General features: G+C 65.3%; 26 protein-coding genes. 13 read left to right on the forward strand and 13 right to left on the reverse strand.

The genetic code is table 11. From position 1 onward, the window contains the following. The first annotated feature begins 204 nt into the window (after positions 1 to 204). On the forward strand, positions 205 to 1812 hold the full coding sequence (locus tag AC07UC_RS15715; RefSeq protein WP_494906646.1) for a WD40 repeat domain-containing protein: 1608 nt from the start codon (positions 205 to 207) through the stop codon (positions 1810 to 1812). A gap of 271 nt (positions 1813 to 2083) precedes the next feature. Continuing rightward, complete coding sequence (locus AC07UC_RS15720; RefSeq protein ID WP_494906647.1) at positions 2084 to 3301, forward strand: amidohydrolase family protein; 1218 nt, start codon at positions 2084 to 2086, stop codon at positions 3299 to 3301. A gap of 48 nt (positions 3302 to 3349) precedes the next feature. On the opposite strand, the gene AC07UC_RS15725 is transcribed toward AC07UC_RS15720, so the two are convergent. Next, on the reverse strand, positions 3350 to 3556 hold the full coding sequence (locus AC07UC_RS15725; protein ID WP_202326681.1) for a hypothetical protein: 207 nt from the start codon (positions 3554 to 3556) through the stop codon (positions 3350 to 3352). Between the two features lie 929 nt (positions 3557 to 4485). Here AC07UC_RS15725 and AC07UC_RS15730 point away from each other — a divergent pair. Further along, positions 4486 to 4785 (forward strand): DUF1236 domain-containing protein, encoded by a 300-nt coding sequence (locus AC07UC_RS15730; protein WP_172349448.1) that lies wholly within the window; start codon positions 4486 to 4488, stop codon positions 4783 to 4785. Positions 4786 to 4889: 104 nt separating this feature from the next. On the opposite strand, the gene yghU is transcribed toward AC07UC_RS15730, so the two are convergent. Beyond that, entirely contained in the window at positions 4890 to 5756 is an 867-nt protein-coding gene (gene yghU / locus AC07UC_RS15735) for a glutathione-dependent disulfide-bond oxidoreductase (RefSeq protein WP_056571150.1), read from the reverse strand. Positions 5757 to 6024: 268 nt separating this feature from the next. On the opposite strand from yghU, the gene AC07UC_RS15740 reads away from it, so the two are divergent. Then, positions 6025 to 6930, forward strand: a complete 906-nt coding sequence (locus AC07UC_RS15740; protein ID WP_140774041.1) for a S1C family serine protease — start codon at positions 6025 to 6027, stop codon at positions 6928 to 6930. 16 nt (positions 6931 to 6946) lie between these two features. Continuing rightward, positions 6947 to 7936 carry a LysR family transcriptional regulator gene (locus AC07UC_RS15745; RefSeq protein WP_494906648.1) on the forward strand — a complete coding sequence of 330 codons (990 nt, stop codon included), beginning with the start codon at positions 6947 to 6949 and terminating at the stop codon, positions 7934 to 7936. Here the strand turns inward: AC07UC_RS15745 and AC07UC_RS15750 are convergent. Together AC07UC_RS15750 and AC07UC_RS15755 are read right to left on the reverse strand one after the other, a co-directional pair. Continuing rightward, positions 7933 to 8661: an SDR family oxidoreductase gene (locus AC07UC_RS15750; RefSeq protein ID WP_494906649.1), complete on the reverse strand. Its 729-nt coding sequence runs from the start codon at positions 8659 to 8661 to the stop codon at positions 7933 to 7935. The two genes, AC07UC_RS15745 and AC07UC_RS15750, sit on opposite strands and share 4 nt — an antisense overlap. Before the next feature lie 131 nt (positions 8662 to 8792). Beyond that, a complete protein-coding gene (locus AC07UC_RS15755) occupies positions 8793 to 9248 on the reverse strand; it encodes a MarR family winged helix-turn-helix transcriptional regulator (protein ID WP_494906650.1) in 456 nt (151 codons plus the stop codon). Positions 9249 to 9313: 65 nt separating this feature from the next. Between AC07UC_RS15755 and AC07UC_RS15760 the strand changes: the two genes are divergently transcribed. Then, complete coding sequence (locus tag AC07UC_RS15760) at positions 9314 to 9784, forward strand: cupin domain-containing protein (protein ID WP_494906651.1); 471 nt, start codon at positions 9314 to 9316, stop codon at positions 9782 to 9784. Here AC07UC_RS15760 and AC07UC_RS15765 read toward each other — a convergent pair. Continuing rightward, positions 9723 to 10067, reverse strand: coding sequence for a VOC family protein (locus tag AC07UC_RS15765; RefSeq protein ID WP_065005370.1), 345 nt, complete (start codon positions 10065 to 10067; stop codon positions 9723 to 9725). The genes AC07UC_RS15760 and AC07UC_RS15765 overlap by 62 nt on opposite strands. 194 nt (positions 10068 to 10261) lie before the next feature. Here AC07UC_RS15765 and AC07UC_RS15770 point away from each other — a divergent pair, with 194 nt between their 5' ends. Then, a complete protein-coding gene (locus AC07UC_RS15770) occupies positions 10262 to 10861 on the forward strand; it encodes a YdeI/OmpD-associated family protein (RefSeq protein WP_494906652.1) in 600 nt (199 codons plus the stop codon). A gap of 2 nt (positions 10862 to 10863) precedes the next feature. Here the strand turns inward: AC07UC_RS15770 and AC07UC_RS15775 are convergent, their stop codons facing one another. Then, positions 10864 to 11508 (reverse strand): glutathione S-transferase family protein, encoded by a 645-nt coding sequence (locus tag AC07UC_RS15775; RefSeq protein ID WP_494906653.1) that lies wholly within the window; start codon positions 11506 to 11508, stop codon positions 10864 to 10866. A 129-nt stretch (positions 11509 to 11637) separates the two neighbouring features. On the opposite strand from AC07UC_RS15775, the gene AC07UC_RS15780 reads away from it, so the two are divergent. Together AC07UC_RS15780 and AC07UC_RS15785 are read left to right on the forward strand one after the other, a co-directional pair. Next, positions 11638 to 11871 (forward strand): NAD(P)-binding domain-containing protein, encoded by a 234-nt coding sequence (locus AC07UC_RS15780; RefSeq protein ID WP_494906654.1) that lies wholly within the window; start codon positions 11638 to 11640, stop codon positions 11869 to 11871. 187 nt (positions 11872 to 12058) lie between these two features. After that, entirely contained in the window at positions 12059 to 13162 is a 1104-nt protein-coding gene (locus tag AC07UC_RS15785; protein ID WP_494906655.1) for a transporter substrate-binding domain-containing protein, read from the forward strand. A gap of 107 nt (positions 13163 to 13269) precedes the next feature. Here the strand turns inward: AC07UC_RS15785 and AC07UC_RS15790 are convergent, their stop codons facing one another. The 4 genes from AC07UC_RS15790 to AC07UC_RS15805 form a co-directional block, all read right to left on the reverse strand. Continuing rightward, the gene (locus AC07UC_RS15790; RefSeq protein WP_494906656.1) at positions 13270 to 13635 is read right to left on the reverse strand and encodes a hypothetical protein; all 366 of its coding nucleotides are present in this window, start codon (positions 13633 to 13635) and stop codon (positions 13270 to 13272) included. A 33-nt stretch (positions 13636 to 13668) separates the two neighbouring features. Further along, positions 13669 to 13980, reverse strand: a complete 312-nt coding sequence (locus AC07UC_RS15795) for a hypothetical protein (protein ID WP_494906657.1) — start codon at positions 13978 to 13980, stop codon at positions 13669 to 13671. A 221-nt stretch (positions 13981 to 14201) separates the two neighbouring features. Continuing rightward, complete coding sequence (locus AC07UC_RS15800) at positions 14202 to 14843, reverse strand: glutathione S-transferase family protein (protein ID WP_494906658.1); 642 nt, start codon at positions 14841 to 14843, stop codon at positions 14202 to 14204. A gap of 36 nt (positions 14844 to 14879) precedes the next feature. Continuing rightward, positions 14880 to 15626 carry an SDR family NAD(P)-dependent oxidoreductase gene (locus tag AC07UC_RS15805; protein WP_494906659.1) on the reverse strand — a complete coding sequence of 249 codons (747 nt, stop codon included), beginning with the start codon at positions 15624 to 15626 and terminating at the stop codon, positions 14880 to 14882. A gap of 123 nt (positions 15627 to 15749) precedes the next feature. Here AC07UC_RS15805 and AC07UC_RS15810 point away from each other — a divergent pair, with 123 nt between their 5' ends. Next, a complete protein-coding gene (locus tag AC07UC_RS15810; protein WP_494906660.1) occupies positions 15750 to 16649 on the forward strand; it encodes a LysR family transcriptional regulator in 900 nt (299 codons plus the stop codon). A 125-nt stretch (positions 16650 to 16774) separates the two neighbouring features. After that, positions 16775 to 18397 carry an ABC-F family ATP-binding cassette domain-containing protein gene (locus tag AC07UC_RS15815; protein WP_494906661.1) on the forward strand — a complete coding sequence of 541 codons (1623 nt, stop codon included), beginning with the start codon at positions 16775 to 16777 and terminating at the stop codon, positions 18395 to 18397. A gap of 73 nt (positions 18398 to 18470) precedes the next feature. On the opposite strand, the gene AC07UC_RS15820 is transcribed toward AC07UC_RS15815, so the two are convergent. Continuing rightward, entirely contained in the window at positions 18471 to 18911 is a 441-nt protein-coding gene (locus AC07UC_RS15820) for a hypothetical protein (RefSeq protein ID WP_494906662.1), read from the reverse strand. A 242-nt stretch (positions 18912 to 19153) separates the two neighbouring features. Between AC07UC_RS15820 and AC07UC_RS15825 the strand changes: the two genes are divergently transcribed. Together AC07UC_RS15825 and AC07UC_RS15830 are read left to right on the forward strand one after the other, a co-directional pair. Beyond that, on the forward strand, positions 19154 to 19516 hold the full coding sequence (locus AC07UC_RS15825) for a hypothetical protein (protein WP_494906663.1): 363 nt from the start codon (positions 19154 to 19156) through the stop codon (positions 19514 to 19516). Positions 19517 to 19603: 87 nt separating this feature from the next. Further along, positions 19604 to 20497 carry a translation factor GTPase family protein gene (locus tag AC07UC_RS15830; protein ID WP_494906664.1) on the forward strand — a complete coding sequence of 298 codons (894 nt, stop codon included), beginning with the start codon at positions 19604 to 19606 and terminating at the stop codon, positions 20495 to 20497. Between the two features lie 47 nt (positions 20498 to 20544). Here AC07UC_RS15830 and AC07UC_RS15835 read toward each other — a convergent pair whose 3' ends face one another. Together AC07UC_RS15835 and AC07UC_RS15840 are read right to left on the reverse strand one after the other, a co-directional pair. Next, on the reverse strand, positions 20545 to 21192 hold the full coding sequence (locus AC07UC_RS15835; protein ID WP_494906665.1) for a glutathione S-transferase family protein: 648 nt from the start codon (positions 21190 to 21192) through the stop codon (positions 20545 to 20547). Between the two features lie 140 nt (positions 21193 to 21332). After that, positions 21333 to 22043 (reverse strand): hypothetical protein, encoded by a 711-nt coding sequence (locus AC07UC_RS15840; protein ID WP_494906666.1) that lies wholly within the window; start codon positions 22041 to 22043, stop codon positions 21333 to 21335. Between the last annotated feature and the right edge of the window lie 29 nt (positions 22044 to 22072).

Consider the following 22072-nt stretch of genomic DNA (forward strand, 5'->3'; position numbering starts at 1 on the left):
CTGATCAAGCCGAAAACACATTTTTTGCGCCGCGACGCAGGCGATCGCGATCAGCTTCGAACTGATTTCTTGATCGAGGTCATTGACCGATCTTCTTCAAGATCTCAGACGCATCCATCCGTCGCGTGCAGGCACCGGATGCGTTTTGCGATAGACGGTTGACGCTGATAGTCTGGCCCGAGAGCCCGGCGAGGGGGGAGCGCGATGAACAGATTGGCTGACAGGTTGGCTGCGCTTGTCCTTGCCGTGGTTGCGCTCGCCTGCCTGGCGCTGATCTTTCCGCTGATCAGCACTGTTGTCTTGCACGGCTTTTCCGGGCCGGGCGCGAATTTGTCCCGGCTGGCGGCTTTCTCCGTGGCGGCACTTGCCTGCCTGGTCGGCGCCTTGCTGTTCTGGGCCGGGCTTTTGCCGGGGCGGCCGGCGCATCTGGCTGGAGCACCACTGTTCGGTCGCGCGGCCGAAGTGCGGGAGACCGGCAGGCCCGGCCTGCGCAAGGTGTTCTTCGCCTTGCCGTTGATCGTGCTGGCGGCGCTGGCCGCCGACCGGTTCGGCCCGTGGCATGATGGCGGCGGCGAGGTTGCCAGCCAGCCGAGCGAACCCAAGCTCAGTGAGCCCAAGGCGGCCGAGCCCAAACCAGATCAACCCAAACTTGCCGAGCCCAAACCCGGTGAACCAAAAGGCCAGGATGTGGCCAGCGCGCCACCGGCCCCCGAACCGGACCCCGCGCCAGCCCCGCAACCAGCTCCGCCGCCGGTAGCCGCCAATCCGCCGCCAGCATCCGCGCCGCCAGCGCCGCCCGTGGCCGAGCCGGCGCCTGCGCCCGTCGCGCCGGCGCCGCCGGAGGTCGCGGTCATTCCGCCGCCCACCGTGGCGCCGTTGCCGCCACCGCCCCCGGCGGCTCCAACGCAGCCCGATGGCCATCGCGACGCGGTCGTGTGGCTTTCGGTGGCGCCCGACGGCCAATCGATCATGAGCGCCAGCACCGACCATGTGATCAAGCTGTGGGACATTGGCGGCAAGCACCTGATCCGCAACCTCGGCGTCCACAAGGACATGGCGCGCACCGCGCTCTACATGCCCGACGGCGTCAGCGCGCTGACCGGGGGCGACGACGGCGAGATCGTGCTGCGCAAACTTGCCGACGGCGCCGTGCTGCATGTCTTCCAGGCCGGCCAGAATGGCGGCGTCAACAAGCTGGCGATCAGCCCGGACGGCAAGCGCGCCGTCAGCGGACACGATACCGGCAACGTCATCGTCTGGGATCTCGTCAGCAATTCGGTGCTGCATGTGCTGACCGGGCACGACTGGTCGATCAGCGCTGTTGCCGTCTCACCCGACGGCAAACAGGCGCTGAGCGGCAGCATCGACGGCACGCTGAAGCTCTGGGACGTCGAAAGCGGCAAGCAACTGCGCAGCTGGCACGGCCACGAGCAAGGCACCTATGGCGCCGTGTTCACCGCCGACGGGCACCATCTGATCACCGGCAGCGGCGACCTGACGATCAAGGTCTGGGATCTTGACAGCGGCCGCGAGGTGAAGCGCTTCGAGGGCCATGAGGGCACGGTCTACACGCTCGCGCTGTCGGCGGACGGCAAGCGCCTGCTGTCGGGATCGCTCGATGGCACGGCGCGGCTGTGGGACATGGAAACCGGCAACCAGATCGCGATGTTCGACAGCCAGACCGGCCCGATCTACGCGGTGGCCTTCGCTCCCGACGGCACGGTGCTGACCGGCGGCTACGACCGCACCATCAGGGATTGGCCGGTGGCTGGCGGCGACGGCGTGGTGCTGTTTGCCGGCGCGCCGCAGTGAGGTAGCCGCAGAGGTCTGCCGTGGCCGACGCGGGCGAGGGGGCGCATTGTTGGGGTGTGCTTGGGCGCCCGCGTCAACCAGGGCGGCTCGTACCGCCGCGACAGTATCATTGCATATCGCGGGGCTCGCCGAAACTTCCGCGAAAGCGGAATAGGCAGGAGCTGCGATGTGATTCCCGGTTCGCCGTGCGTGAAACAGTTTCTCGACTTTGCCGCATTGACCCGCGGCGGGCGGGCGGCGAGGACTGGCGCTTTCAACAGGAATAGCACCGGTGAGAGAACAGACGATTTTCCGCAACGCGAAACTGGCCGATGGGTCGCTGGCGGATCTCTCCGTCACCGACGGCCGCTTCAGTGCCATCGCGCCGGCCGGCAAGGCGCCGCCGGGCGGTCCTGCCGCCACCGATCCCATCATGGTCGACCTTGGCGGCCAGCTTGTCGTGCCGGCCTTCGTCGAGGGACATATCCATCTCGACACATCGTTCCATGGCGACGCCTGGCGGCCGCATATTCCTTGCACCAACGGTTTCGACGTGCGCGAGCGCGTTGCCTTCCAGGCGCAAAACCTTGCCGCCGCCGCGCCGATGGCCGAGCGCGCCAGGAACCAGCTCGAACTCTGTGTCGGCCATGGCAGCCTGGCCATGCGCAGCCATGTCATGGTCGATGGTTCGGTCGGGCTCAGCCATGTCGAGACCGTTCTCGCCGTGCGCGAGACGTATCGCGACCTCATCGACATCCAGCTCGTCGCCTTCCCGCAAAGCGGCATTCTGTCCTCGCCCGGCACGGCGGAGCTTCTGGACGAGGCGCTGAAGCTCGGCTGCGACCTGATCGGCGGGCTCGACCCCGCCAGTTTCGACCGCGATGTGAAGGGGCATCTCGATGTGGTGTTCGGGCTGGCGCAAAAGCATGGCGCCGGCGTCGATATCCATTTGCATGATGGCGGCACGCTCGGCCTGTTCCAGGTCGAGGAGATCGCCGCGCGGACCCAGGCGCTCGGCATGGCAGGCCATGTCGCGGTCAGCCACGCCTATGGTCTTGGCGATATTCCGGCCGACGCGCTGGCGAAGGCCGGCGAGATGCTGGCGGCGGCCGGCGTGGCGATCATGACCAATGCGCCCGGCAACCATGCCTTCCCGCCGGTGGCGGCTCTGCGGCAGGCGGGCGTCACCGTGTTCAGCGGCTCCGACAACATCCGCGATTCCTGGTGGCCCTATGGCGATGGCGACATGCTTTCGCGCGCCAACATGATCGGCTACCGCTCCGGCTTCTATGAGGACCGCGAACTGGCCGACGCCTTCGATGTGGTGACCCATGCCGGCGCCAAGGCGCTCAGGTTGGCGGATTACGGCATCATGGTTGGCGCCAAGGCCGATTTTGTCGCGATGCGGGCGCTGCATGTGCCCGAGGCGGTGGTGGCCGTGCCTAAGGACCGCACGGTCTATCGCCGGGGCAAGGCGGTGGCCAGGGACGGGACGATATTGGCGCGCTAGGCGGCGTCCTTGCCATAAGGCGATGGAATGCTCCGGAGCGCGGATCGATCAATTCGCCGCTCCGCGATCAGCTTGCTGAAACGACCGCGCCGGCACCGAATTCAGGGCGTGTGAGTCCGAAGACGCCTCGCCGAAATAGAGCGCGCCGCCAAGGACGAGGAACACAATCCCCACCGCCACCAGCCCGACCATCAACACGGCGATCGCCGTGCCGGGGCCGTGGCCTGTCCTGGTGATGATGGACCGATGTGACATCGCTTTTCCTCCGAAATGATCCGGTCTGGGGACCTTGCGGCAAACGATGGCAGAGGCGGGATGTTCCCGATGAAGAACCTCATCGGCCCTTTGCGTTTCCTTGCAGGACCAAGGTCTTAGGTGGTTCTGGCAAAGGTCCGGGAGGCCCCGTTCGGTTCCGGCAATGTCCATTGGACGTTCCGATACATTAGCTAAAAGAGATGTATTCAGGCGGCCACCCGGGCGGTCATATTGCCGCCAGATATGCCCGCCTGACGTGGCCGTTGCCTGGTGTCTCGGCTGCCTGGAAGGCCTACCAGCCCATCCATTCGCGCGTGCGCCAGGCAAGGCCGGCAAAGGGCGCCATCAGCGCGATGACGACAAGCATCAGCGTGAAGGGATGCTTGGTCACGGGAGGGCGGGGAGCCATGGCGCGATATCCTTGCTGGGATTTCATCGAATGCGTGCACAACGTCGTCAGGGCGCCATGGTTGCATCGGGGCAGGGACATACGGCCGTGGCTGGAACCGGATGCCGGCGCTGGCGTTTTCCTGATGTGACCGGTGAGGCTGCCACCTCCGCCGGCATCGTCTAGGGCTCGTTCTGCTCCCGGCAGAGCGGGCCTTTTTCGTCGCACTGCGCAACGGCATCCGGAACGACATCGTGCGCTTTACGTTAGCTATCGCTAAGACAGTTGTCGGACATGTTTCCCGGAAGAGGCAACCAGACGCGCCTTTCCGTGGCAGATTTATTTTATATTCTCTCAAAATACCAAGATTGATCACGGATTTTTGAAGCACACTTTGAGTGTTATCGCCCGATTGCAAAAATAATAAAAATTGGCATTTGTTGGGCGCGCCGTATTTATTCCACAAAAGGCGATGGAACCTCATTGTGTCGACCGAGTTTTCCTCCCGGGCGGCAATCGGATACCTAAAATGGAGGTTACCATGAAACATTATCTTTCGAGTGCAGCGGCCGCGATCGTCCTGATGGGCGGCATGGGTGTGGCCATGGCGGACACAATCGTCGTCCAGCCCGAGCAGGAGACGGTCGTTCGTGAATACGTCAAGAAGCAGCCGCTGGCGTCGGTGAATCTGCTCGGCCTCGAGCTCAAGCTCGGCTCTCCGGTGCCCGACAAGGTCGAATTGCGCGAGGTGCCGAACGTCAAGTACCGCGTCGCCGTGATCAACGACCAGACCGTCCTGGTCGATCCCGATACGCGTCAGATCGTCGAGGTGCTGCACTGATCCATGGCTCGGCCATGACAGTGGGTGCGACACCAGTCTAGCCTTGGGAAAAGCCCGCCACGGGTTCGTGGCGGGCTTTCTTGTTAAGTTCGCCTTGCCGCTATCTATTCGGCGGCGAGCTTGTCCTGCGTCTTGGTGTCGAAATCGCCGGCGTCGTGGCGCTCGTGCAGTTGCAGAGCCGGCTCGCCGAAGGCGCGGTTGACCATGCGCCCGCGCTTGACCGCGGGGCGGGCGTCGATCGCCTTCGCCCAGCGCTGTACGTGGCTGTAGTCCTGCACCGACAGGAACTCGCCGGAATCATTGTACATGCGGCCGAGCGCCAGCCCGCCATACCAGGGCCATACCGCCATGTCGGCGATCGAATAATCCTTGCCGCCGAGATATTCCGTTTCGGCGAGCCGGCGGTCGAGCACGTCCATCTGCCGCTTCACCTCCATCGAGAAACGGTCGATGGCATATTCGAATTTCTGCGGCGCATAGGCGTAGAAATGGCCGAAGCCGCCGCCCAGATACGGCGCCGAGCCCATCTGCCAGAACAGCCAGGACAGGACCTCGGCGCGCGCCGGCTGCTCGGTGGGCAGGAATTCGCCGAACTTTTCGGCGAGATAGACCAGGATCGAGCCGGATTCGAAGATGCGTACCGGCGTGGCGCCGCTGCGATCCATCAGAGCCGGGATCTTGGAGTTGGGATTGACCTCGACAAAGCCGCTGCCGAACTGGTCGCCATCGTTGATCCTGATGAGCCAGGCGTCATATTCGGCGCCCTTGTGGCCAAGCGCCAGCAACTCCTCCAGCATCACCGTCACCTTGACGCCGTTCGGCGTCGCCAGCGAGTACAGCTGCAACGGGTGCTTGCCGACCGGCAATTCCTTGTCATGCGTCGGCCCGGCGATCGGCCGGTTGATGCTGGCAAAGGCGCCGCCATTTGCCTTGTTCCAGGTCCATACTTTCGGCGGGGTGTACTCTGTCATGTCGGGCCTCGTGTCGTGGGGGCTTGGGGGAGGATGGGCGGTCGATCTACAACTAGGGCTGTGGTGGCGGAAGTTCAACTTGCATTGAACTATTGTCAATGTCGGCGCTGCCGGGCGATCCACCGCCCGGGGCGAGTCGCGGGCCTCGCCCGCCCTACGGGCCCCACAAGGGGAGAAGGAAGAACCGGCAATTCGCACCTTGCACCATCCCCTCCGAGGCATACCTATAGAAGAAGCCGCCAGGGCATTTGCATCGCAGGACAAAATCATGGCCATCAATCCCAATCCGCGTTCCGTCGTTGCCGTGCGGGCGACCGTTCCGGACGATGCCTTCACGGCCGGCGCGCTGGGCACGCTCAGGGAAGGCAGCGGCGTCGTCATCAGGGATGACGGGCTGGTGCTGACCATCGGCTATCTCATCACCGAGGCCGAGGAGGTCTGGCTGACCGCGCATGACGGCCGTGTCATCCCGGCGCATGCGCTGGCCTATGACCAGGAATCGGGCTTCGGCCTGGTCCAGGCACTGGCGCCGACCGGCCTGCCGGCCGTGGCGCTGGGCGATGCCGGCAAGGCCAGGATCGGCGACGCGGTGGTGCTTGCCGACGGCATCGGCCGGGCGGTCGAGGCCAAGATCGTCACCAAGCAGGAATTCGCCGGCTATTGGGAGTATCTGCTCGACGAGGCGATCTTCATCGCGCCCGCGCACCCCTCCTGGGGCGGTGCGCCGCTGTTTAGCGCCGATGGCACGCTGCTCGGCATCGGCTCGCTTCGCCTGCAGATGAGCCGCGCCGGCGAGGTCGCCGATATCAACATGGTGGTGCCGATCGATCTGTTGCCGCCGATCCTCGACGATCTCCTGACGCGCGGCCAGGTGGCCAGGCCGCCGCGTCCATGGCTTGGCGCCCTGTCGGCCGAGAGCGACGGCAAGGTGGTTGTGATGAGCGTGACCGAAGGCGGCCCGGCGGCAAAAGCCGGCCTGCGTCAAGGCGACGTCATCTCCGAGGTCCGCGACGGCGCGGTCGACGGGCTCGCCGATTTCTATCGCAAGCTCTGGGACAGCGGCTCGGCCGGTGCCGAAATCCCGATGCGCGTGGTGCGCGACGGCCGCGAGACCTGGCTGCGCGTCAAGTCCGCCGACCGCGGCAGTTTTTTGAAGAAGCCGCAGCTGCAGTAGGCGCGCCGGCCGGGCGATGCATCCAAGACTGCTCAAGACCTTTCTCGCGGTGGCGCGCAGCCGCAACATCACGCGCGCGGCCGAGGCGGTCCACCTCGCGCAATCGAGTGTCAGCGACCAGATCCAGACCCTCGAGGCCGAGCTTGGCGCTGCCTTGTTCACGCGCTCGAAGTCGGGCCTGGAGCTGACGCCGGCGGGACTGGCGCTGAAGCCGATGGCCGAGGAGTTGCTGCGGCTCGACGGCGAGGCGCGCGCGGCGGTGCTGCTGGCCGCCGGGCAGACAAGCGGGGCGCTGACCATCGGCGCGCTGGAAACAATCGCCTCGGCCCGGCTGGCGCCCTGGCTGCCGGGCTTCCAGGCCAGCCATCCCGACATCACCGTGCGGATGAAGGTGGCCGACAGCGGCACGCTGCGGCATCTGCTGGAGGATGGCGATATCGATGTCGCCTTCTGCTTCGAGCGGCGCGACGGCGCGGGGGGCGCCGCGGATGAACGCCTTGCCAGCCGCACCATAGGAGCCGAACCGCTGGTGCTGGTCGCGGCTCCCGGGCAGGGCACCGCGCCACGCGCGCTGGAAGACCTTGCCGCGCTGCGTTTCGTGGCGACGGAGCCTGGGTGCATCTACCGTCATATGGTCGACACTGCCTTTGCCGAGGCGGGCATGGCGGCACCGAGGCTTGCCGCCGAAGCCGGCAGCATTGGCGCCATTGTCCGGCTGGTGGCGGCGGGCGCTGGCCTGGGCCTTGTTCCACGCCTTGCCGCCAGCGACGCGCTTGCGCGTGGCGATCTTGTCGAGCTGCCATGGCCCGGCCGAATACGCGCGGCGCCGTTGGCGATGATCTGGCGGCGCCGGCGCGTCCAGCCGCCGGCGCTCAGGCAGTTACTCGCTGCCGCGCGAGACATGCTGGTGCCGGAACGCTCCGGAGATCGTTCAGGTCTTGAATCGGCCGATGGATCCAAGGTCTTGTTTCCAAACAACTCCGCGGGGATGAGCGTCACCAGCTAAACCAGCCGGTGCCCGCCTTCGACATGCAAAGTCGTTCCGGTGGTAAAACCATTGCCGATCAGGAAGGCGATGGCGTCGGCGATGTCCTCTGGTCGGCCGACCCTGCCGACGGGCAGCCGCTCGGCCATCGCGGCAAGCGTCTCGGCCTTGCGGTCGCCGGCGACCTGCGCCCAGATCTCGGTATCGACCCAGCCGGGCGAAACGGCGTTGACGCGGATCGGCGCGAGTTCGACGGCAAGCGCCCGCACCAGCCCTTCGAGCGCGGCATTGACCGCGGCGACGACCGAGCCGCGCGCGGCCGGCCGGTAGGCGGCGATGCCTGAAACGAAGCTCATCGAGCCGGCTCTGGCCAGCCGTGGCGCGCCGTGCTTGGCGAGCAGCAACGGGCCATAGAGCTTGCTCTCGACCACGCGTTGCGCCGCCTTGAGGTCAAGGTCCGGCAGCAGCCTGTAGGCGCCCTCGATGTCGGCCGCCGTGCTGACGATATGGTCGACGCTGCCGATGCGCGCGAACAGGTCCGCGACTTGATCTTCCCGGGCGATGTCGACCACGGCCACCTCCAGGTTCGCTGGATTACCTAGCGCCTCGCGCGCCTGTTGCAGCCTCTGCTCACCACGTCCGGCGATGGTGACCGTCGCACCGGCCTCGACGCAACGCCTGGCCAGCGCCAGCCCCATGCCGGAGCCGCCGCCGACGATCAGGATCTTCTGGTTCGAAATGCTCATTTCGCTCTGCCTTTGTCTGAATGGACACAGGCAAGGGATTGGCAGTTCGGCGCGGGCCAGGGGAAACGGAAGAAACCGATGGCGCCATCGGAAATGCCGATGATGGTGTCCGCCCGGCGGGGCCGCCTCGTTCAACGCACCAGCGGGCTGTCCCAGACAGCGAACAGCAGCGCCTTCAACTGGGCGAAGCGCTCCGGCCCAAGCTCGGTGCGCCACTCCTCCTCGATGTCGCGCAATATGTCGACCATTTTCCAGAAAGCAGCGTGGCCGCGTTCGGTGGAGTGCACCACGCGCGTGCCGCCTTCGCCGTCGGAGCGGACGAGATAGCCATAGCCTTCGAGGCTGCTGAGCAGCTGGTTGATCGCCTGCTTGCTCATGCCGGCACGCTCGGCGATGGTGCCGGGGCGCTCGCCGTCCGGGCCGGGAAACTGCAGCACCGCCATATGCGGCAGGCGCAATTCGTCGAAACCGGCGGCGTTGAGCTCCTTGATCAGCCGGCGCTGGATGGCCTGCGCCGGAACGCGCAGCAGGGCGCCGATCAAAAGGTCCTCGGTCTTGGTCTGCAGAACTTCCGTGGAGGTGGCCATTGACGATCCGGTAAATTGAGTTTACTGATGGTCAGTAAATGTAATTTACCGGAGGGGTTTGCGCAATGTCAGCCATGAATCTTCAGGTCAACCCATCCAATGAGACCATCGGCACCAAGGGGCTGTCGGTCCGCTTCCTCGTATCGGGCGAAAATTCGAACGGCAGTGTCGCCGCTTTCGAGTTGACGGTGCCAGGCGCACAGCGCTTGCCCGCGCCGGCGCACAGCCACGATCACTATGAGGAGACGATCTACGGCATTGAAGGGGTTCTCACCTGGACCGTGAACGGCAAGCCGATCGAGGTTGGGCCGGGGGAGGCACTGTGCATTCCACGCGGCGCCGTCCACCGGTTCGACAACAATGGCACCCAAGATGCGAAGGCGCTGTGCGTCATCACGCCGGCGGCGATCGGTCCGGACTATTTCCGCGAGGCGTGCGGGCGAAATGGCGTCCCGCGCGCGCGGTTCGCCGCTCCTACTCGCGTTCCGCGCTCGCGAACACCACCAGGTTCCCGTCGGGATCGCGCATGCGCATGATCCAGAAATGGTCGGCCTCCTCGATCGGGCCGGGTTGGAGGCCGGCCGCCACCAGCCGCTGCCGTTCGGGTGCCAGGGGCAGGACGCCGAGCGTCAGCGTCGAGGTGCCGGCCTTGTCCTTGTCCTCGAACAGCTGCAACTCGGCGCTCTCGGTGAAGTGCCATTCGGCCAGCCCCGGCATCGGCCGGCGCAGCGGCGGCTTGCCGAAGAGTTTTTCGTACCAGCCGATGCTCGCTTCGAGATCGGAACAGCTGACATGGGCGAAAATGGTCTCTATCGCCATCGGGACCTCCATCGGGCGGTTGCACTGAAGCCGCAACGCAGCGATGGATGGGCCGTTCCCTTGCTTCGCGGCGGAGTGCCCCACTGCTGCCTAAAACTGACAGTGGACTGTGCCATGATGGGGCAATCGCACCATGACGGAGGCAAGATGAAAGCGACGCCAGCGACGATGATACCGAACCGGCGGGCTGGCTGATGGCGCCGGTCAAGGTCGATCCCGCCAAGGTCCGGGAATTCCCCGACGCGGCCAGTTTCCATGCCTGGCTCGGCCAGCACCACGCCACCGAAACCGAGGTGTGGATCAAGGTGCACAAGGTCGGCTCGGGGCTGAAGTCGATCACGCCGAAGGAGGCCATCGATGTCGTGCTGTGCTTCGGCTGGATCGACGCCGTGCGCAAGGGGCTGGACGAGAACAGTTTCCTGCAGCGCTACACGCCGCGCGGCAGGAAGAGCATCTGGAGCAAGATCAACATCGACAATGTCGCGCGGCTGGTCGAGGAGGGCCGCATGACCGCGCATGGGCTGAGCCAGGTTGAGGCCGCCAAGGCCGACGGGCGCTGGGCGCGCGCCTATGGCAGCGGCAAGGACATGAAAATCCCCGATGATCTGCAGGCGGCGATCGATGCCGAGCCGGCGGCGAAGGCGATGCTGGACAAACTCAGCGCGCAGAACCGCTTCTCGCTCGCCTTCCGTACCCACAACATGAAGACCGAGGCCGGACGCAAGAAGAAGATCGAGACCTTCGTGGCGATGCTGAAGCGCGGCGAGACGATTTATCCGCAGGGGAAGAAGTAGGCTCAGGAGCCGGAGTGCCGATCGATTGAGTGCGGATCGATGCTGTAGGGATGGACGGGGTAGCCGGGACCGATGGCATCGCGCACGCGGTGGGTCCATGCCAGGAATGCCCGATGGTCCGCGAGGGTGAAGCCGCAATCCCCGGCGCGGTGGCTGTAGGCATAGACGGCGATGTCGGCGATGGTGAGGTCGTTTCCGGTCAGGAACGGCGTCCCGGCAAGGCTGCGGTTCAGGGCGGCGAGAGTTCGCGCGCCGGCTTCGCGCTTGCCGGCAACCATGGCTTGGTTGCGCTCGAGCCGCCCGCTCAAGGTCCAGAAACGCAGCGAGCCGATGACGGGCTCGACATTGTATTGCTCGAAGAACAGCCACTGCATGATCTTGGCGCGTTGATACCGATCCGCCGGCAGCAAGGGCGTGCCTTCGGCGAGATAGGTGAGGATCGCGTTGGATTCGGCGATGGCGCTGCCGTCCTCGAGCTCGAGCGCGGGAACCGCGCCGGCCGGGTTGAGCGCCAGGAAGGCGTCGGTGTGGCTTTCGCCCTCGAAAATCGAGACGATGCGCGTGTTGTGAGGGATCTTCAGCAGCCCGAGCAGGACCCTGATTTTCCAGCCATTTTGCGATGGCAGATAATCGTGAAGCGTGAGCATGGCCGATCCTCGTGACGGATCGACGATCGCATGGCGCGATGCCGGCCGACACCCGATTCCTGCGGACGGCGTGGCTCTTGCCGTGGCGCCGCTTGTGCCGCGCGGCTTGTTCGCGCCTTCAGCACCGTCATGTGGACGACGCTGCGATCGCAGGCGCATCGCGCCGGCAACAGGATCGGCATTGCGCTCGCCGGTGATGACGCCGGGGCTGTTGCCATCGCGGCGCGGCTGGTGGGCGGTGCCGGCCTCGATCCGGTTGGGGCCGGGCCGCTGTCGCAGGCCCGCCGCTTCGATCCCGGCACTGTCGTCTTTGACAGCGGCATGAGCGGTCCGCAGGTTCGGGCCGCACTCGGCATTGCCTGATGGGGGTTCAACAGGTGAATCGCGAAATTGCGCTAACTGCCTGTTTTTGTTTGAATCGGCGCCGAGTTATCATGTCCCGCTTCCTGGCCGGCGCCAACATCGCGGGTGGACGAAGGGCGGCGTGACGGCTACCTTTTCGAACGCCGCGACGATCGCGCGGCGGAACTGGTTGCGGGAGTCCCTGCCGTTGAGAAGAGTTGCTTCGTGGGCGATGACGTTGTTCCTCGTCGCCGCCGTCGCGTGTGCCGCAACCGGCGCCACCGCGCAGACCGATCAGTCCTCGTCCCTGTCGGCCAAGGAGATAGCGGTCGGGATCAAGGCCGCGCCGCCCTTCGCCTTCAAGCTGCAGGACGGCACCTGGTCGGGGTTGAGCATCGATCTCTGGCAGAAAATAGCCGGGCGGCTCAACCTTCGCTTCCGCTATGTCGAAGTGCCAAGCGTGCAGGACCAGATCGATGGCGTCGTCAGCGGCAAGTTCGATGCGGCGATGGCAGCGATAACGGTCACCGCCGACCGCGAAAAGGTCGTCGACTTCACGCAGCCCTTTTTCTCGACCGGGCTCGGCATCGCAACGCCGCTCAACAGCCAGCCCTCCTGGCGGCCGGTGCTGCGCGCGCTGACCTCGTTCGGATTCCTGCAGGCGGTGCTCGGGCTGATCGTCATATCGGTGGTGGTCGGCGTGCTGATCTGGATGTTCGAACGCCGTCACAATGATGATTTCGGCGGTGGCGTCGCCAAGGGCCTGTTTTCCAGCATGTGGTGGTCGACCATCGCCGCGACACAGGCCAGCACCGGCGATTTCGGGCCGCGGACCGTGCCCGGACGCGTGCTCGCCGCGATCTGGATGATGGGCTCGATCATCGCAATCGCGGTGTTCACCGCCGGCGTCACATCGGTGCTGACGGTGACGCAGATGGAAGGCATGGTGCAGGGCGAAAGCGATCTCGCCAAGGTCAGGGTCGGCGCCGTGCAGAATTCGTCGACCGCGTCCTATCTGGATTCGACCCATACCCGTCATCAGGACTTCGCCACGGTCGAGCAAGGCCTCGACACGCTGCGCGCCGGCAAGATCGACGCGCTGGTCCACGACAAGCCGCTGCTAGGCTGGCTGGTCGGGCAGAACTACGCGACCAGCCTGCAGGTTCTCGACGCGAGCTTCGACCAGCAGCAATACGCCATCGCGCTGCCGCTCGGCAGCCCGCTGCGCAAACCGCTCGATGTCGCCCTGCTGCAGGCGATGGAGAGCGACTGGTGGAAGCAGGCCGTTTTCCAGTATCTGGGCGAGAAATAGCTCGGGCAAAGGGCAGGGCGCGAACCCTGGCACAAGAAAAAGCCGCCCCCGCTTCATGCGCGTGGCGGCCTTTTCCCGGGAGGAAGTCAGAGGGAAGTCAGGGCAGCTCAAGCAGCCTTGGCGTGCTTGTGGCCATGCTTCTTGTGGGTACGGATGTGGTGGTGCTTCCTGGCGACGTGCCGGTGGCCGTGCTTCTTGCCCGCGTGCCGGTGAGCGTGCTTGCGCGCATGCCTGTGGTGCTTCCTGTGGTGGCGGTGACGCTTGTGCGCGGCCGCCTTGACCGGCGTCTTCGCCGCGTCAGCCGCGGCAGGGGCCGCCGGAGCGGTCGCCGGGGCAGTCGTCGTTGCGGGGGCGGTGGTCGTTGCCGGAGCGGTCGTGGTGGTGGTCGTGTCCGCATTGGCGGTGCCGACGAGCGGCATTGCCAGACCGAGAGCGATGGCCAGGCTGAGCGCGGAGAGGAGGGGCTTGTTCATGATAGGCTTTCCTTCACATGTTGTAGGTTGCTGTCACTGGTCGAGGTCGACCGGCGTCACGCCCAAGAGCTTCAAGGCGTTGGCGTAGGTGCGGATGCCTTGCGCCTGCTTGCGCTCGGCACAGAACCGGCTCGCCTTGTCCTGGAGGGCCGTTGCCTCTGCGATCTCGCTCGCACCGGCGCCGGGTTTGGCCTTGGTCTGGATGGCTCCGTCGAGTTGAAGACCGAGCCGGCTGCAGTATTCGCTCCGGGTAACCGCCGCTTCCGCGCCCGACGATGCGACCGCGAGCATGGCGAGCGAAATGCCGGCGAGGGCAGCCATCCATCCGGTCGAACGTCGTTGCATTGTCGGGACCATCCCTTTGCGTTGATGTGGCGGTCTCTGTTCGGCCGCCGCGAGGATGGTTATCGCAGACGATGTTTTCCTCAGTTTTTCCCGGATATTGAATCTTGTTTCTGAAGTGTGTCTGGGGGCCGATCGATGCCGATCGCAGGGCGGCGCCGGGCAGGGCCGGCGCCGCCTCGGACAATGTCGGGGCTGGGCAAAGCGGTGGAGCGAGCAGGATCTCAGGCGGCGGCACTCGGTCGTGCCGAGATGGCGCCATGCCACAGCCGCAAGGCGTCCAATCCCTCGGGGATCGGCGTCTTCATCACTGCGGCGGCGAAATCGAGGGCGACCAGCGCGGTGATGTCGGCGGCCGAAAAATGATCGCCGGCAATGAAAGCCACGCGTTGCAGCCGCATGTCGAGGTCGGCATGGAAATGGGCGATGCGCGCCATGGCGCGGTCGACCAGCGCCGGGATCTGCTCATAGGCGTAGGGGCCGGACAGAGCCCGGCCTTTCAGCCCTTCGGCCTTGTTGCGAATGCCTTCCAGTGCCGGGGCAAGACCGTCCAGTTCGGCGCGCCGCTCCCACATGGCGACCAGGCCCTTGTCGATCGAGTTGGAGCCGAGCAGCGGCACGGCCGGGAATTCCTCCTCCAGGTAGCGAAAGATCGCGGGCACTTCGGCGATGGTGGTGCCGTCCGCGACAAGCGCCGGCACCTGCTGGCGCGGGTTGATGGCCGTGAACCAGTCCGAGAACTGCTCGCGCTTGCCGAGATCGACCGCCACCGACGGGATGGAAATGCCTTTCTCGGCGATGAAAATGCGCACCCTCCTGGCATTGGGCGAGCCGGTGGAATGATAGAGCTTGATGGCGTGCGACATGGTCTTTGCTTTCCGTGAATTGAGTTATGGGGCGGGTCAGGCCGCGCCCTTGCCGCCGTCGACGCCGAGCACCTGGCCGGTGATGAAGGAGGCCTTGCCCGAGGCGAGAAAGAGGATGGCGTTGGCGATCTCCTCCGGCCTGCCGCCGCGCTTCATCGGCACGCCGGCAAGCAATCCTGCCTTGTTTTGCGCATTGCCGGTGAAACGGTTGAGCATCTCGGTCTCGATCGGACCGGGAGCGACGGCGTTGACGCGCACGCCGGCCGCGGCGGCTTCCAGCGCGGCCGATCTGGTCAGCCCTTCCACGGCGTGCTTGCTCGCCGCATAGATGGATGCGTTGGCGCCGCCGCGATGGCCATATGTCGACGAGATATTGACGATGGCGCCATGACCCTGCGGGACCATCACGCGCAGTTCGTGCTTGAGGCCAAGCACCGTGCCCAGCACGTTGGTGTCGAAGGTGGCGGCAAGGCTTGCCGCCGTCTGCGAGGTCAGCGGGCCTGGCTGGCCCTCGGTGCCGGCATTGTTGACGGCGACGTCGAGGCGGCCGAAGCGAGCGACGGTCCGGTCGACGAGGGCCGCGACCTGATCGTCTTCGCGGACATCGGCCTTGATGAATTCGGCCTCGGCGCCAAGGCCGCGCAACTCCTCGACAAGGGCTGCACCGGCTTCCTTGCGGCGGCCGGAAACGACAAGCCGCGCACCGTCCCTGGCAAAGGCCAGCGCGGTGGCGCGGCCAATGCCGGTCAGCGCGCCAGTGATCAAGACAATCTTGGTATCCATCTTCGTTCTCCTTGAAAGGGCGTGCGACCTGCACCGCCAATGGATGCGAAGATGGGGGAGTGATGACTTGGCGACCAAGACTTTGTATGCTTCAGCCATACTTTCAAAGCATGGCTGAAGATCATGGAACTGCGCCATCTCCGCTACTTCATCGCCGTCGCGGAAGAGGGCAGCCTGACGCTCGCGGCCGAAAAGCGGCTGCACACCGCGCAGCCTTCACTGAGCCGGCAGATGCGCGACCTGGAACTGGAGGTCGGCACCAGGCTTCTTGTGCGCGGCGCGCGCGGCATCGAACTGACGGCGGCTGGCAGGACATTCCTCGACCATGCCAGGCTGGCGCTGATGCAGGTGGAGGCGGCAGGCATTGCCGCACGCCGCGCCGCGCAGCCGGCCAAGGCCGCCTTCGCGCTGGGCTTCCTGACCGGACAGGAAGTGACGTGGCTGCCCCAGGCGTTGCGCATCCTGGGCAGCGAACTGCCCAATCTCGACGTGACGGTGTCCAGCCAGTCTTCTCCGGAACTGGCAGGCGGGCTGCTGCGCGGCGCGATCGACGTTGCCTTCCTTCGCCGCGAGGACTGGGTGTCGGGCCTGGCGTTCAAGCTTTTGGCGCGCGAGCCGCTGGTGGCGATCCTGCCGGCGGGCCATCCGCTGGCAACGCTCGATGCCGTGCGCATCGAGGATCTGGCCGCCGAAACCTTCATCATGCCGACAAGGGCAGCACCGGCGCTGAAGATCGTCATCGACGATTATGCGCGGCGGGTCGGCGTCACGCTGCGGGCCGCCCATGAAGCCGGGAACCTGTCGATGGCGATCTCGCTGGTAAGTTCGACCGGTGGCGTCAGCCTGCTGCCGGTCTATGCGGAACATCTTTTGCCGCGCTCGGTGGTGAGCCGGCCGCTGGCCGGGCCGGTGCCGACCATCGACCTCGTGCTCGGCTATGCCAAGTCCAACACCTCGCCGCTGCTGAAGCTGTTCCTGGCGCGGCTGGACGGTCTGGCCGCCGGCACCGGCCTGACGTCCTGAGACGCCTGGCGCCGGACTCGGGACGGCCTTCGACGCGCCGGACAATTTGCGCGCTTCCACCGGAGCGGCCGATCGCGTAAAGGCCCGGGAAATTCCTTCAATTTCCAGGCGTCCCTCGGAACATCATGATCAGACTTGAAAGCATCAGCAAGCAGAACGGCCGTCAGCTTGTCTTCATCGAGGCATCCGCCGCCCTGCAGAAGGGCGAGAAGGTCGGCCTTGTCGGGCCGAACGGCGCCGGCAAGACGACCTTGTTTCGCATGATCACCGGCCAGGAGCAGCCCGACGAGGGGCAGGTGCAGGTCGATCGCGGCGTCACCATCGGCTATTTCAGCCAGGATGTCGGCGACATGTCGGGGCATAGCGCTGTCGCCGAAGTGATGAACGGCGCCGGGCCGGTGAGCGAGGTGGCGGCCGAAATGGCGGAACTCGAGGCCGCCATGGCCGATCCCGACCAGGCCGACCGCATGGACGAGATCATCGAGAAATATGGCGAGGCGCAGCATCGCTTCGAGGAACTCGACGGCTATGCGCTGGACGGCCGGGCGCGCGAGGTGCTCGATGGCCTGGGCTTTTCCCAGGAAATGATGGACGGCGACGTCGGCAAGCTCTCCGGCGGCTGGAAGATGCGCGTGGCGCTGGCGCGCATCCTGTTGATGCGGCCCGACGTCATGCTGCTCGACGAGCCGTCCAACCATCTGGACCTGGAAAGCCTGATCTGGCTGGAGCAGTTCCTGAAAGGCTATGACGGCGCGCTCTTGATGACCTCTCACGACCGCGAGTTCATGAACCGCATCGTCAACAAGATCGTCGAGATCGATGCCGGTTCGCTGACCGCCTATTCCGGCGATTACGAGTTCTACCAGCAGCAGCGGGCGATCGCCGACAAGCAGCAGCAGGCGCAGTTCGAGCGCCAGCAGGCGATGCTGGCCAAGGAGATCGCCTTCATCGAGCGCTTCAAGGCGCGTGCTTCGCATGCGGCGCAGGTGCAGAGCCGGGTGAAGAAGCTCGACAAGATCGACCGCGTCGAGCCGCCCAAGCGCCGCCAGATCGTGAATTTCGAGTTCCAGCCGGCGCCGCGCTGCGGCGAGGATGTCGTGACCTTGAAGAACGTCCACAAGGCCTATGGCAGCCGCACCATCTATGAAGGGCTCGACTTCCAGGTCCGCCGCCGCGAGCGCTGGTGCATCATGGGCGTCAACGGCGCCGGCAAGTCGACGCTGCTCAAGCTGGTGGCCGGCGCTTCCGACCCCGACACCGGGACGGTGGCGCGGGGGCCGAGCGTGAAGATGGGCTATTTCGCCCAGCACGCCATGGAGCTGCTTGAGGGCGAGCGCACCGTGTTCCAGACGCTGGAAGACAATTTCCCGCAGGCCGGCCAGGCGCCGCTTCGCGCGCTTGCCGGCTGCTTCGGCTTTTCCGGCGACGAGATCGAGAAGAAATGCCGGGTGCTGTCAGGCGGCGAGAAGGCGCGGCTGGTGATGGCGTTGATGCTGTTCGATCCGCCCAACCTGCTGGTGCTGGACGAGCCGACCAACCACCTCGATATCACCACCAAGCAGATGCTGATCGAGGCGCTCTCGCAATATGAGGGCACCATGCTGTTCGTCTCGCACGACCGGCATTTTCTGGCAGCGCTCTCCAACCGCGTGCTGGAGCTGACGCCCGAAGGCATCCACACCTATGGCGGCGGCTATACGGAATATGTCGAGAGGACCGGGCAGGAAGCACCGGGCTTGCGGAGCTGACAATAAGGGCGGCTGTCGAGCCGACGCCGCCCTTGGAACCAGCTTGCGTGTGAAAGGGGCGGAACGACCGCCCTTACCGCAGCGAGATGGCCATGCCGCTGAGATCGGCGTTGACCTGCAGCCCGACCTGCTTGCCGGTAAGTTCGAGCTGGGCGCCCTTGTCATTGGTCATGACGATCACCTGGGCACCTTTGCCGAGCGTGCCGCCGCCACCCGCCGCGCCATAGACCCCCGTCACATCGCGCGCGCGCCTGATGTGGCGCACAGTGCCGTGGAAATAGGTCTTGGAAACGCCGAAGGCGAGGCCGCCCGAGACGCCGCCGATCGAGATGGGATAGGTCTTGCCGTGGAAGGTGAACGTGCCTTCGCCGCCGGAGCCGCCGACGAAGAAGGCAGCCTTGTAGACAGCAAAGCGGATCGTGCCGCTGTCGGCATGCGCGGCGCTGGCGAGGCTGACTGCCGCCGTGGCGATGGCTGCAACCGCGATAGACCGAAATCCGGACGAAATCTTCATGATGAAAGCTCCTTAAGATCGCCGCTTGCCCGACCGGCCGGGCGCGTCAGCGCTGTGTCAAAGTTACAACTGAACAGTCTCGCCGGTCATTTGGTTCCAGCCACTTGGCCCGAATCTGGCCGCGGGAAGATCGACATGAAGCGAGGCCTGTGGCAAGCGCTGGGGCGGGACATCGCGGATACGTGATGTCGCGGCCGGAATGTCCGCGGAAAGCGGAACGGCAAACAGCAGAGGCTTCGGGGATGAGACTTGCGATACGCATTGCAATGTCCGCATTGGCCGCGACGATGGCTGGATGCGCGACCTCTCCCGTAGACTATGGCGCGTCGCTTTCGCCGCAAGACCCGAAATGGGCGTCGCCGGGATGCCAGCAGGCCCGCACGGCGGCCGCCGACTATGCGGTTCGCGAAAAACAGCACCCGGGCTGGGAATTCGCGGCGCTTGGCCCGTACGGCCTGGGCATCATCGCGGCAACCAAGGAGGCCGAGCACAAGCAGCGAAAGCTGTTCGCCCGCAACGTGCACCTGCAATGCTCGAGCCTGCCCTTGCCGAAGGAATTGCAGGGCGATCTGAGCCCGGCGGCCGCACCGGCGAAATATCCGTAGCCATGTCCTGCCTGGGCAGGCCGGCGGCTGTTGCCAGCGTCGGGTCCACCCGTTGCGGACATCCGGTCAACCTGCCAGCATATCATCATGGAACAACTTGCCGCGCCCTGGCCTTTGCTGCAAATCGCGATCGAGGCGAAGTCGAGAGCCGATGAGGAGAAGCTGCGTATCGCCTTGTCGAGGCTGGCGGACGAGGATCCTTGGCTCCACATCAAGTGGGATGAGGAATCCGGTCAGACGATCATCGCCTTCATGGACGAGCCTGCACTCGACAGCATCATTGAGCGTCTGCGCCGCGAGTTCATGATCAACGTGAATGTCGGCGCTCCGCAGGTGGCCTATCGCGAGACGATCACCCGGGCTCATCAACAGGACTACACCCACAAGAGGCATTTCGGCGGCACCGGCCAGTTCGCCCGCGTCAAGATTATGTTCGAGCCGAACGCGTACAATCCGGACTTCGTGTTTGCGTCCAGGACCGCTGGAAGTGCAATCCCGGACGAATATGTGACGGAGGTCGAAAATGGGCTGCGCGGCGCCCTGTCGGCGGGGCCGTTCGCGGGCTTTCCGATGATCGGCGTCAAGGCGACGCTGGTGGACGGCGCCTTGCACGAGACCGACTCCTCAGCCCTGGCTTTCGAGGTTGCTGGCCGTGCCTGCTTTCGCGAAGCAGCGCCGCGCCTTGGCGTGCAACTGCTCGAGCCGATCATGAAGGTCGAGGCGATGACGCCGGCGGACTATGTCGGCAGCATCGTCGGTGAGTTGAAGAGCCGCCGTGGCCGTATCGGGGACCAGGAAACCCGCGATGTCGCGGTCGTCATTCATGCCACGGTGCCGCTCGCAACCATGTTCAAACTGGAGGACACACTGAGGTCGCGTTCGAACGGGCAGGCGCGCTTGAGCGTCAGCTATGCCGGATACGAACTCGTGCCGACGCCTGACGACCGCGACCCGCCGCCCGCAGCGGCCATGTTCGCCTGACCTCCGCTCGCCGCCGCTGTGGTCGCACCATAGCAAGCGAAATTGTGTCAGCTGGCTGATGGGGCGTTGACCGCAAATTGCGCGGCGAAGGCCCTGGCATAAGCAGGGCGAGCTTCGCCGCGTGCGACATAGGCAGCCAGGTTCCGATATTCGTCCAGAATGCCGGACATGCGCAGTCGCAGCAGCACCGATACCATCAACAGATCGCCGGCGCTGAATGCACCATCGAGCCATTCGGCGGCGCCCAGATAGGCCGAGAGCCTGTCCAGCACTGCCCGAATCCGGTCTTTCACCAATGGCAGGCGCTCCTCGGCCCAGGGCCTGTCGGCTTCGAAGATCCTTGCCGTCGTCAAGTCGAGGATGGGCGGCTCGACGGTGTTGAGTGCGGCAAACATCCAGGTGATGGCACGGGCGCGGGCATTTCGATCCCCGGGGAGCAGGCCCGCATGCTGCTCGGCAAGATGAAAGACGATCGAGCCGGTCTCGAAGAGGCACAGAGATCCTTCCTCATAGGTGGGGATCTGGCCGAAGGGATGGAGGGCCAGATGGCCAGGCGCCTTCATTCCGGCGAAGGAGACGAGACGAACCTCATAGGGCTGCCCCACCTCTTCGAGCGCCCAGCGAACGCGCGTATCGCGCGCCAGTCCCTTGCCGCCATCGGGCGATCGTTCAAAGGCTGTGATGGTTGGGATCATTGGGAGGCTCCGGTGTTTGGTTCGGTGTCCGGTTCTTGGCGGCACCCAGAGGACGAACGGCCGACGTCATTGCCGACACGCCATCTTGTTTTTCGGCCATTGGATTTCGCGGCCCGAACCGGAGGAGGGCGTCCTCGGTCCTAGCGCAGCAGGCCTTCCGCCTCGAATGTGTCCCAACCTTCCAGCCGTGGAGCATCATCCTTTCCCGAATTCTTGGCACTGCGCGCCTTGCGCTGCCGTTTTCCAGCTCGCGTCAGAGCGGCCTTGCCGGCGCCGCGCCGTCTGTTTTCAGACGCTTCCCGCGCATCTTCCTCCCGCCAGGCGCTCGCCAGGTCACGATCGAGAATGTCCTCGATATGGCGGGGATCGAAAACATGGAAGGTCACCGCCTTGGATCGCCCGCGCATCTTGACGGTGCGGGTGCCGATGCTCTTCAGGCGACCGTCCTTCAGCCATTTATGGCGCTCGCGGGCGGAGATGGTGAGAATGTCCTCTGCCTCGCGCGGCAGCACGGCCAGCGTCTCGATGCCCTCCAGCGTCCTGGAGATGGTTTCAGAGGCGGCCTGGAACGCATCCGCGTCGGTTTTCAACATGCGCAATACGATGCGGCCGGTATCGGCCTTGGCGAACGTCCTCACTGCCCACGGCAGGCGGGCTCGAACTTCGCGTTCGATCCCCTTCAGGCGCAAGGAGGAGCCAAGCGTCGCCGATGGCGGCAGCGGCCATTCGGCGACCACTGACGCCTTGGCGGTGCTCGCGCCTTGCTCGGATGTGCGATCAGGCGCGGCGGTAATCGCCGCGACGATGCCGCTCAGGACCTTCCGCAGGGAGTCGCGCTTCTTGGCTGCCATGCTTCATGTTCGCTCATCAGGGGCCTTCG

The organism is Mesorhizobium sp. GW821-FHT04C10, assembly GCF_059420305.1.

Bases quoted from the DNA above. Each gene is read 5' to 3' on its own strand.
- AC07UC_RS15715 (WP_494906646.1), top strand. From the start codon at position 205: ATGAACAGATTGGCTGACAGGTTGGCTGCGCTTGTCCTTGCCGTGGTT.
- AC07UC_RS15725 (WP_202326681.1), bottom strand. From the start codon at position 3,556: ATGTCACATCGGTCCATCATCACCAGGACAGGCCACGGCCCCGGCACG.
- AC07UC_RS15730 (WP_172349448.1), top strand. From the start codon at position 4,486: ATGAAACATTATCTTTCGAGTGCAGCGGCCGCGATCGTCCTGATGGGC.
- yghU (WP_056571150.1), bottom strand. From the start codon at position 5,756: ATGACAGAGTACACCCCGCCGAAAGTATGGACCTGGAACAAGGCAAAT.
- AC07UC_RS15740 (WP_140774041.1), top strand. From the start codon at position 6,025: ATGGCCATCAATCCCAATCCGCGTTCCGTCGTTGCCGTGCGGGCGACC.
- AC07UC_RS15745 (WP_494906648.1), top strand. From the start codon at position 6,947: ATGCATCCAAGACTGCTCAAGACCTTTCTCGCGGTGGCGCGCAGCCGC.
- AC07UC_RS15750 (WP_494906649.1), bottom strand. From the start codon at position 8,661: ATGAGCATTTCGAACCAGAAGATCCTGATCGTCGGCGGCGGCTCCGGC.
- AC07UC_RS15755 (WP_494906650.1), bottom strand. From the start codon at position 9,248: ATGGCCACCTCCACGGAAGTTCTGCAGACCAAGACCGAGGACCTTTTG.
- AC07UC_RS15760 (WP_494906651.1), top strand. From the start codon at position 9,314: ATGTCAGCCATGAATCTTCAGGTCAACCCATCCAATGAGACCATCGGC.
- AC07UC_RS15765 (WP_065005370.1), bottom strand. From the start codon at position 10,067: ATGGCGATAGAGACCATTTTCGCCCATGTCAGCTGTTCCGATCTCGAA.
- AC07UC_RS15770 (WP_494906652.1), top strand. From the start codon at position 10,262: ATGGCGCCGGTCAAGGTCGATCCCGCCAAGGTCCGGGAATTCCCCGAC.
- AC07UC_RS15775 (WP_494906653.1), bottom strand. From the start codon at position 11,508: ATGCTCACGCTTCACGATTATCTGCCATCGCAAAATGGCTGGAAAATC.
- AC07UC_RS15780 (WP_494906654.1), top strand. From the start codon at position 11,638: ATGTGGACGACGCTGCGATCGCAGGCGCATCGCGCCGGCAACAGGATC.
- AC07UC_RS15790 (WP_494906656.1), bottom strand. From the start codon at position 13,635: ATGAACAAGCCCCTCCTCTCCGCGCTCAGCCTGGCCATCGCTCTCGGT.
- AC07UC_RS15795 (WP_494906657.1), bottom strand. From the start codon at position 13,980: ATGCAACGACGTTCGACCGGATGGATGGCTGCCCTCGCCGGCATTTCG.
- AC07UC_RS15800 (WP_494906658.1), bottom strand. From the start codon at position 14,843: ATGTCGCACGCCATCAAGCTCTATCATTCCACCGGCTCGCCCAATGCC.
- AC07UC_RS15805 (WP_494906659.1), bottom strand. From the start codon at position 15,626: ATGGATACCAAGATTGTCTTGATCACTGGCGCGCTGACCGGCATTGGC.
- AC07UC_RS15810 (WP_494906660.1), top strand. From the start codon at position 15,750: ATGGAACTGCGCCATCTCCGCTACTTCATCGCCGTCGCGGAAGAGGGC.
- AC07UC_RS15815 (WP_494906661.1), top strand. From the start codon at position 16,775: ATGATCAGACTTGAAAGCATCAGCAAGCAGAACGGCCGTCAGCTTGTC.
- AC07UC_RS15820 (WP_494906662.1), bottom strand. From the start codon at position 18,911: ATGAAGATTTCGTCCGGATTTCGGTCTATCGCGGTTGCAGCCATCGCC.
- AC07UC_RS15825 (WP_494906663.1), top strand. From the start codon at position 19,154: ATGAGACTTGCGATACGCATTGCAATGTCCGCATTGGCCGCGACGATG.
- AC07UC_RS15830 (WP_494906664.1), top strand. From the start codon at position 19,604: ATGGAACAACTTGCCGCGCCCTGGCCTTTGCTGCAAATCGCGATCGAG.
- AC07UC_RS15835 (WP_494906665.1), bottom strand. From the start codon at position 21,192: ATGATCCCAACCATCACAGCCTTTGAACGATCGCCCGATGGCGGCAAG.
- AC07UC_RS15840 (WP_494906666.1), bottom strand. From the start codon at position 22,043: ATGGCAGCCAAGAAGCGCGACTCCCTGCGGAAGGTCCTGAGCGGCATC.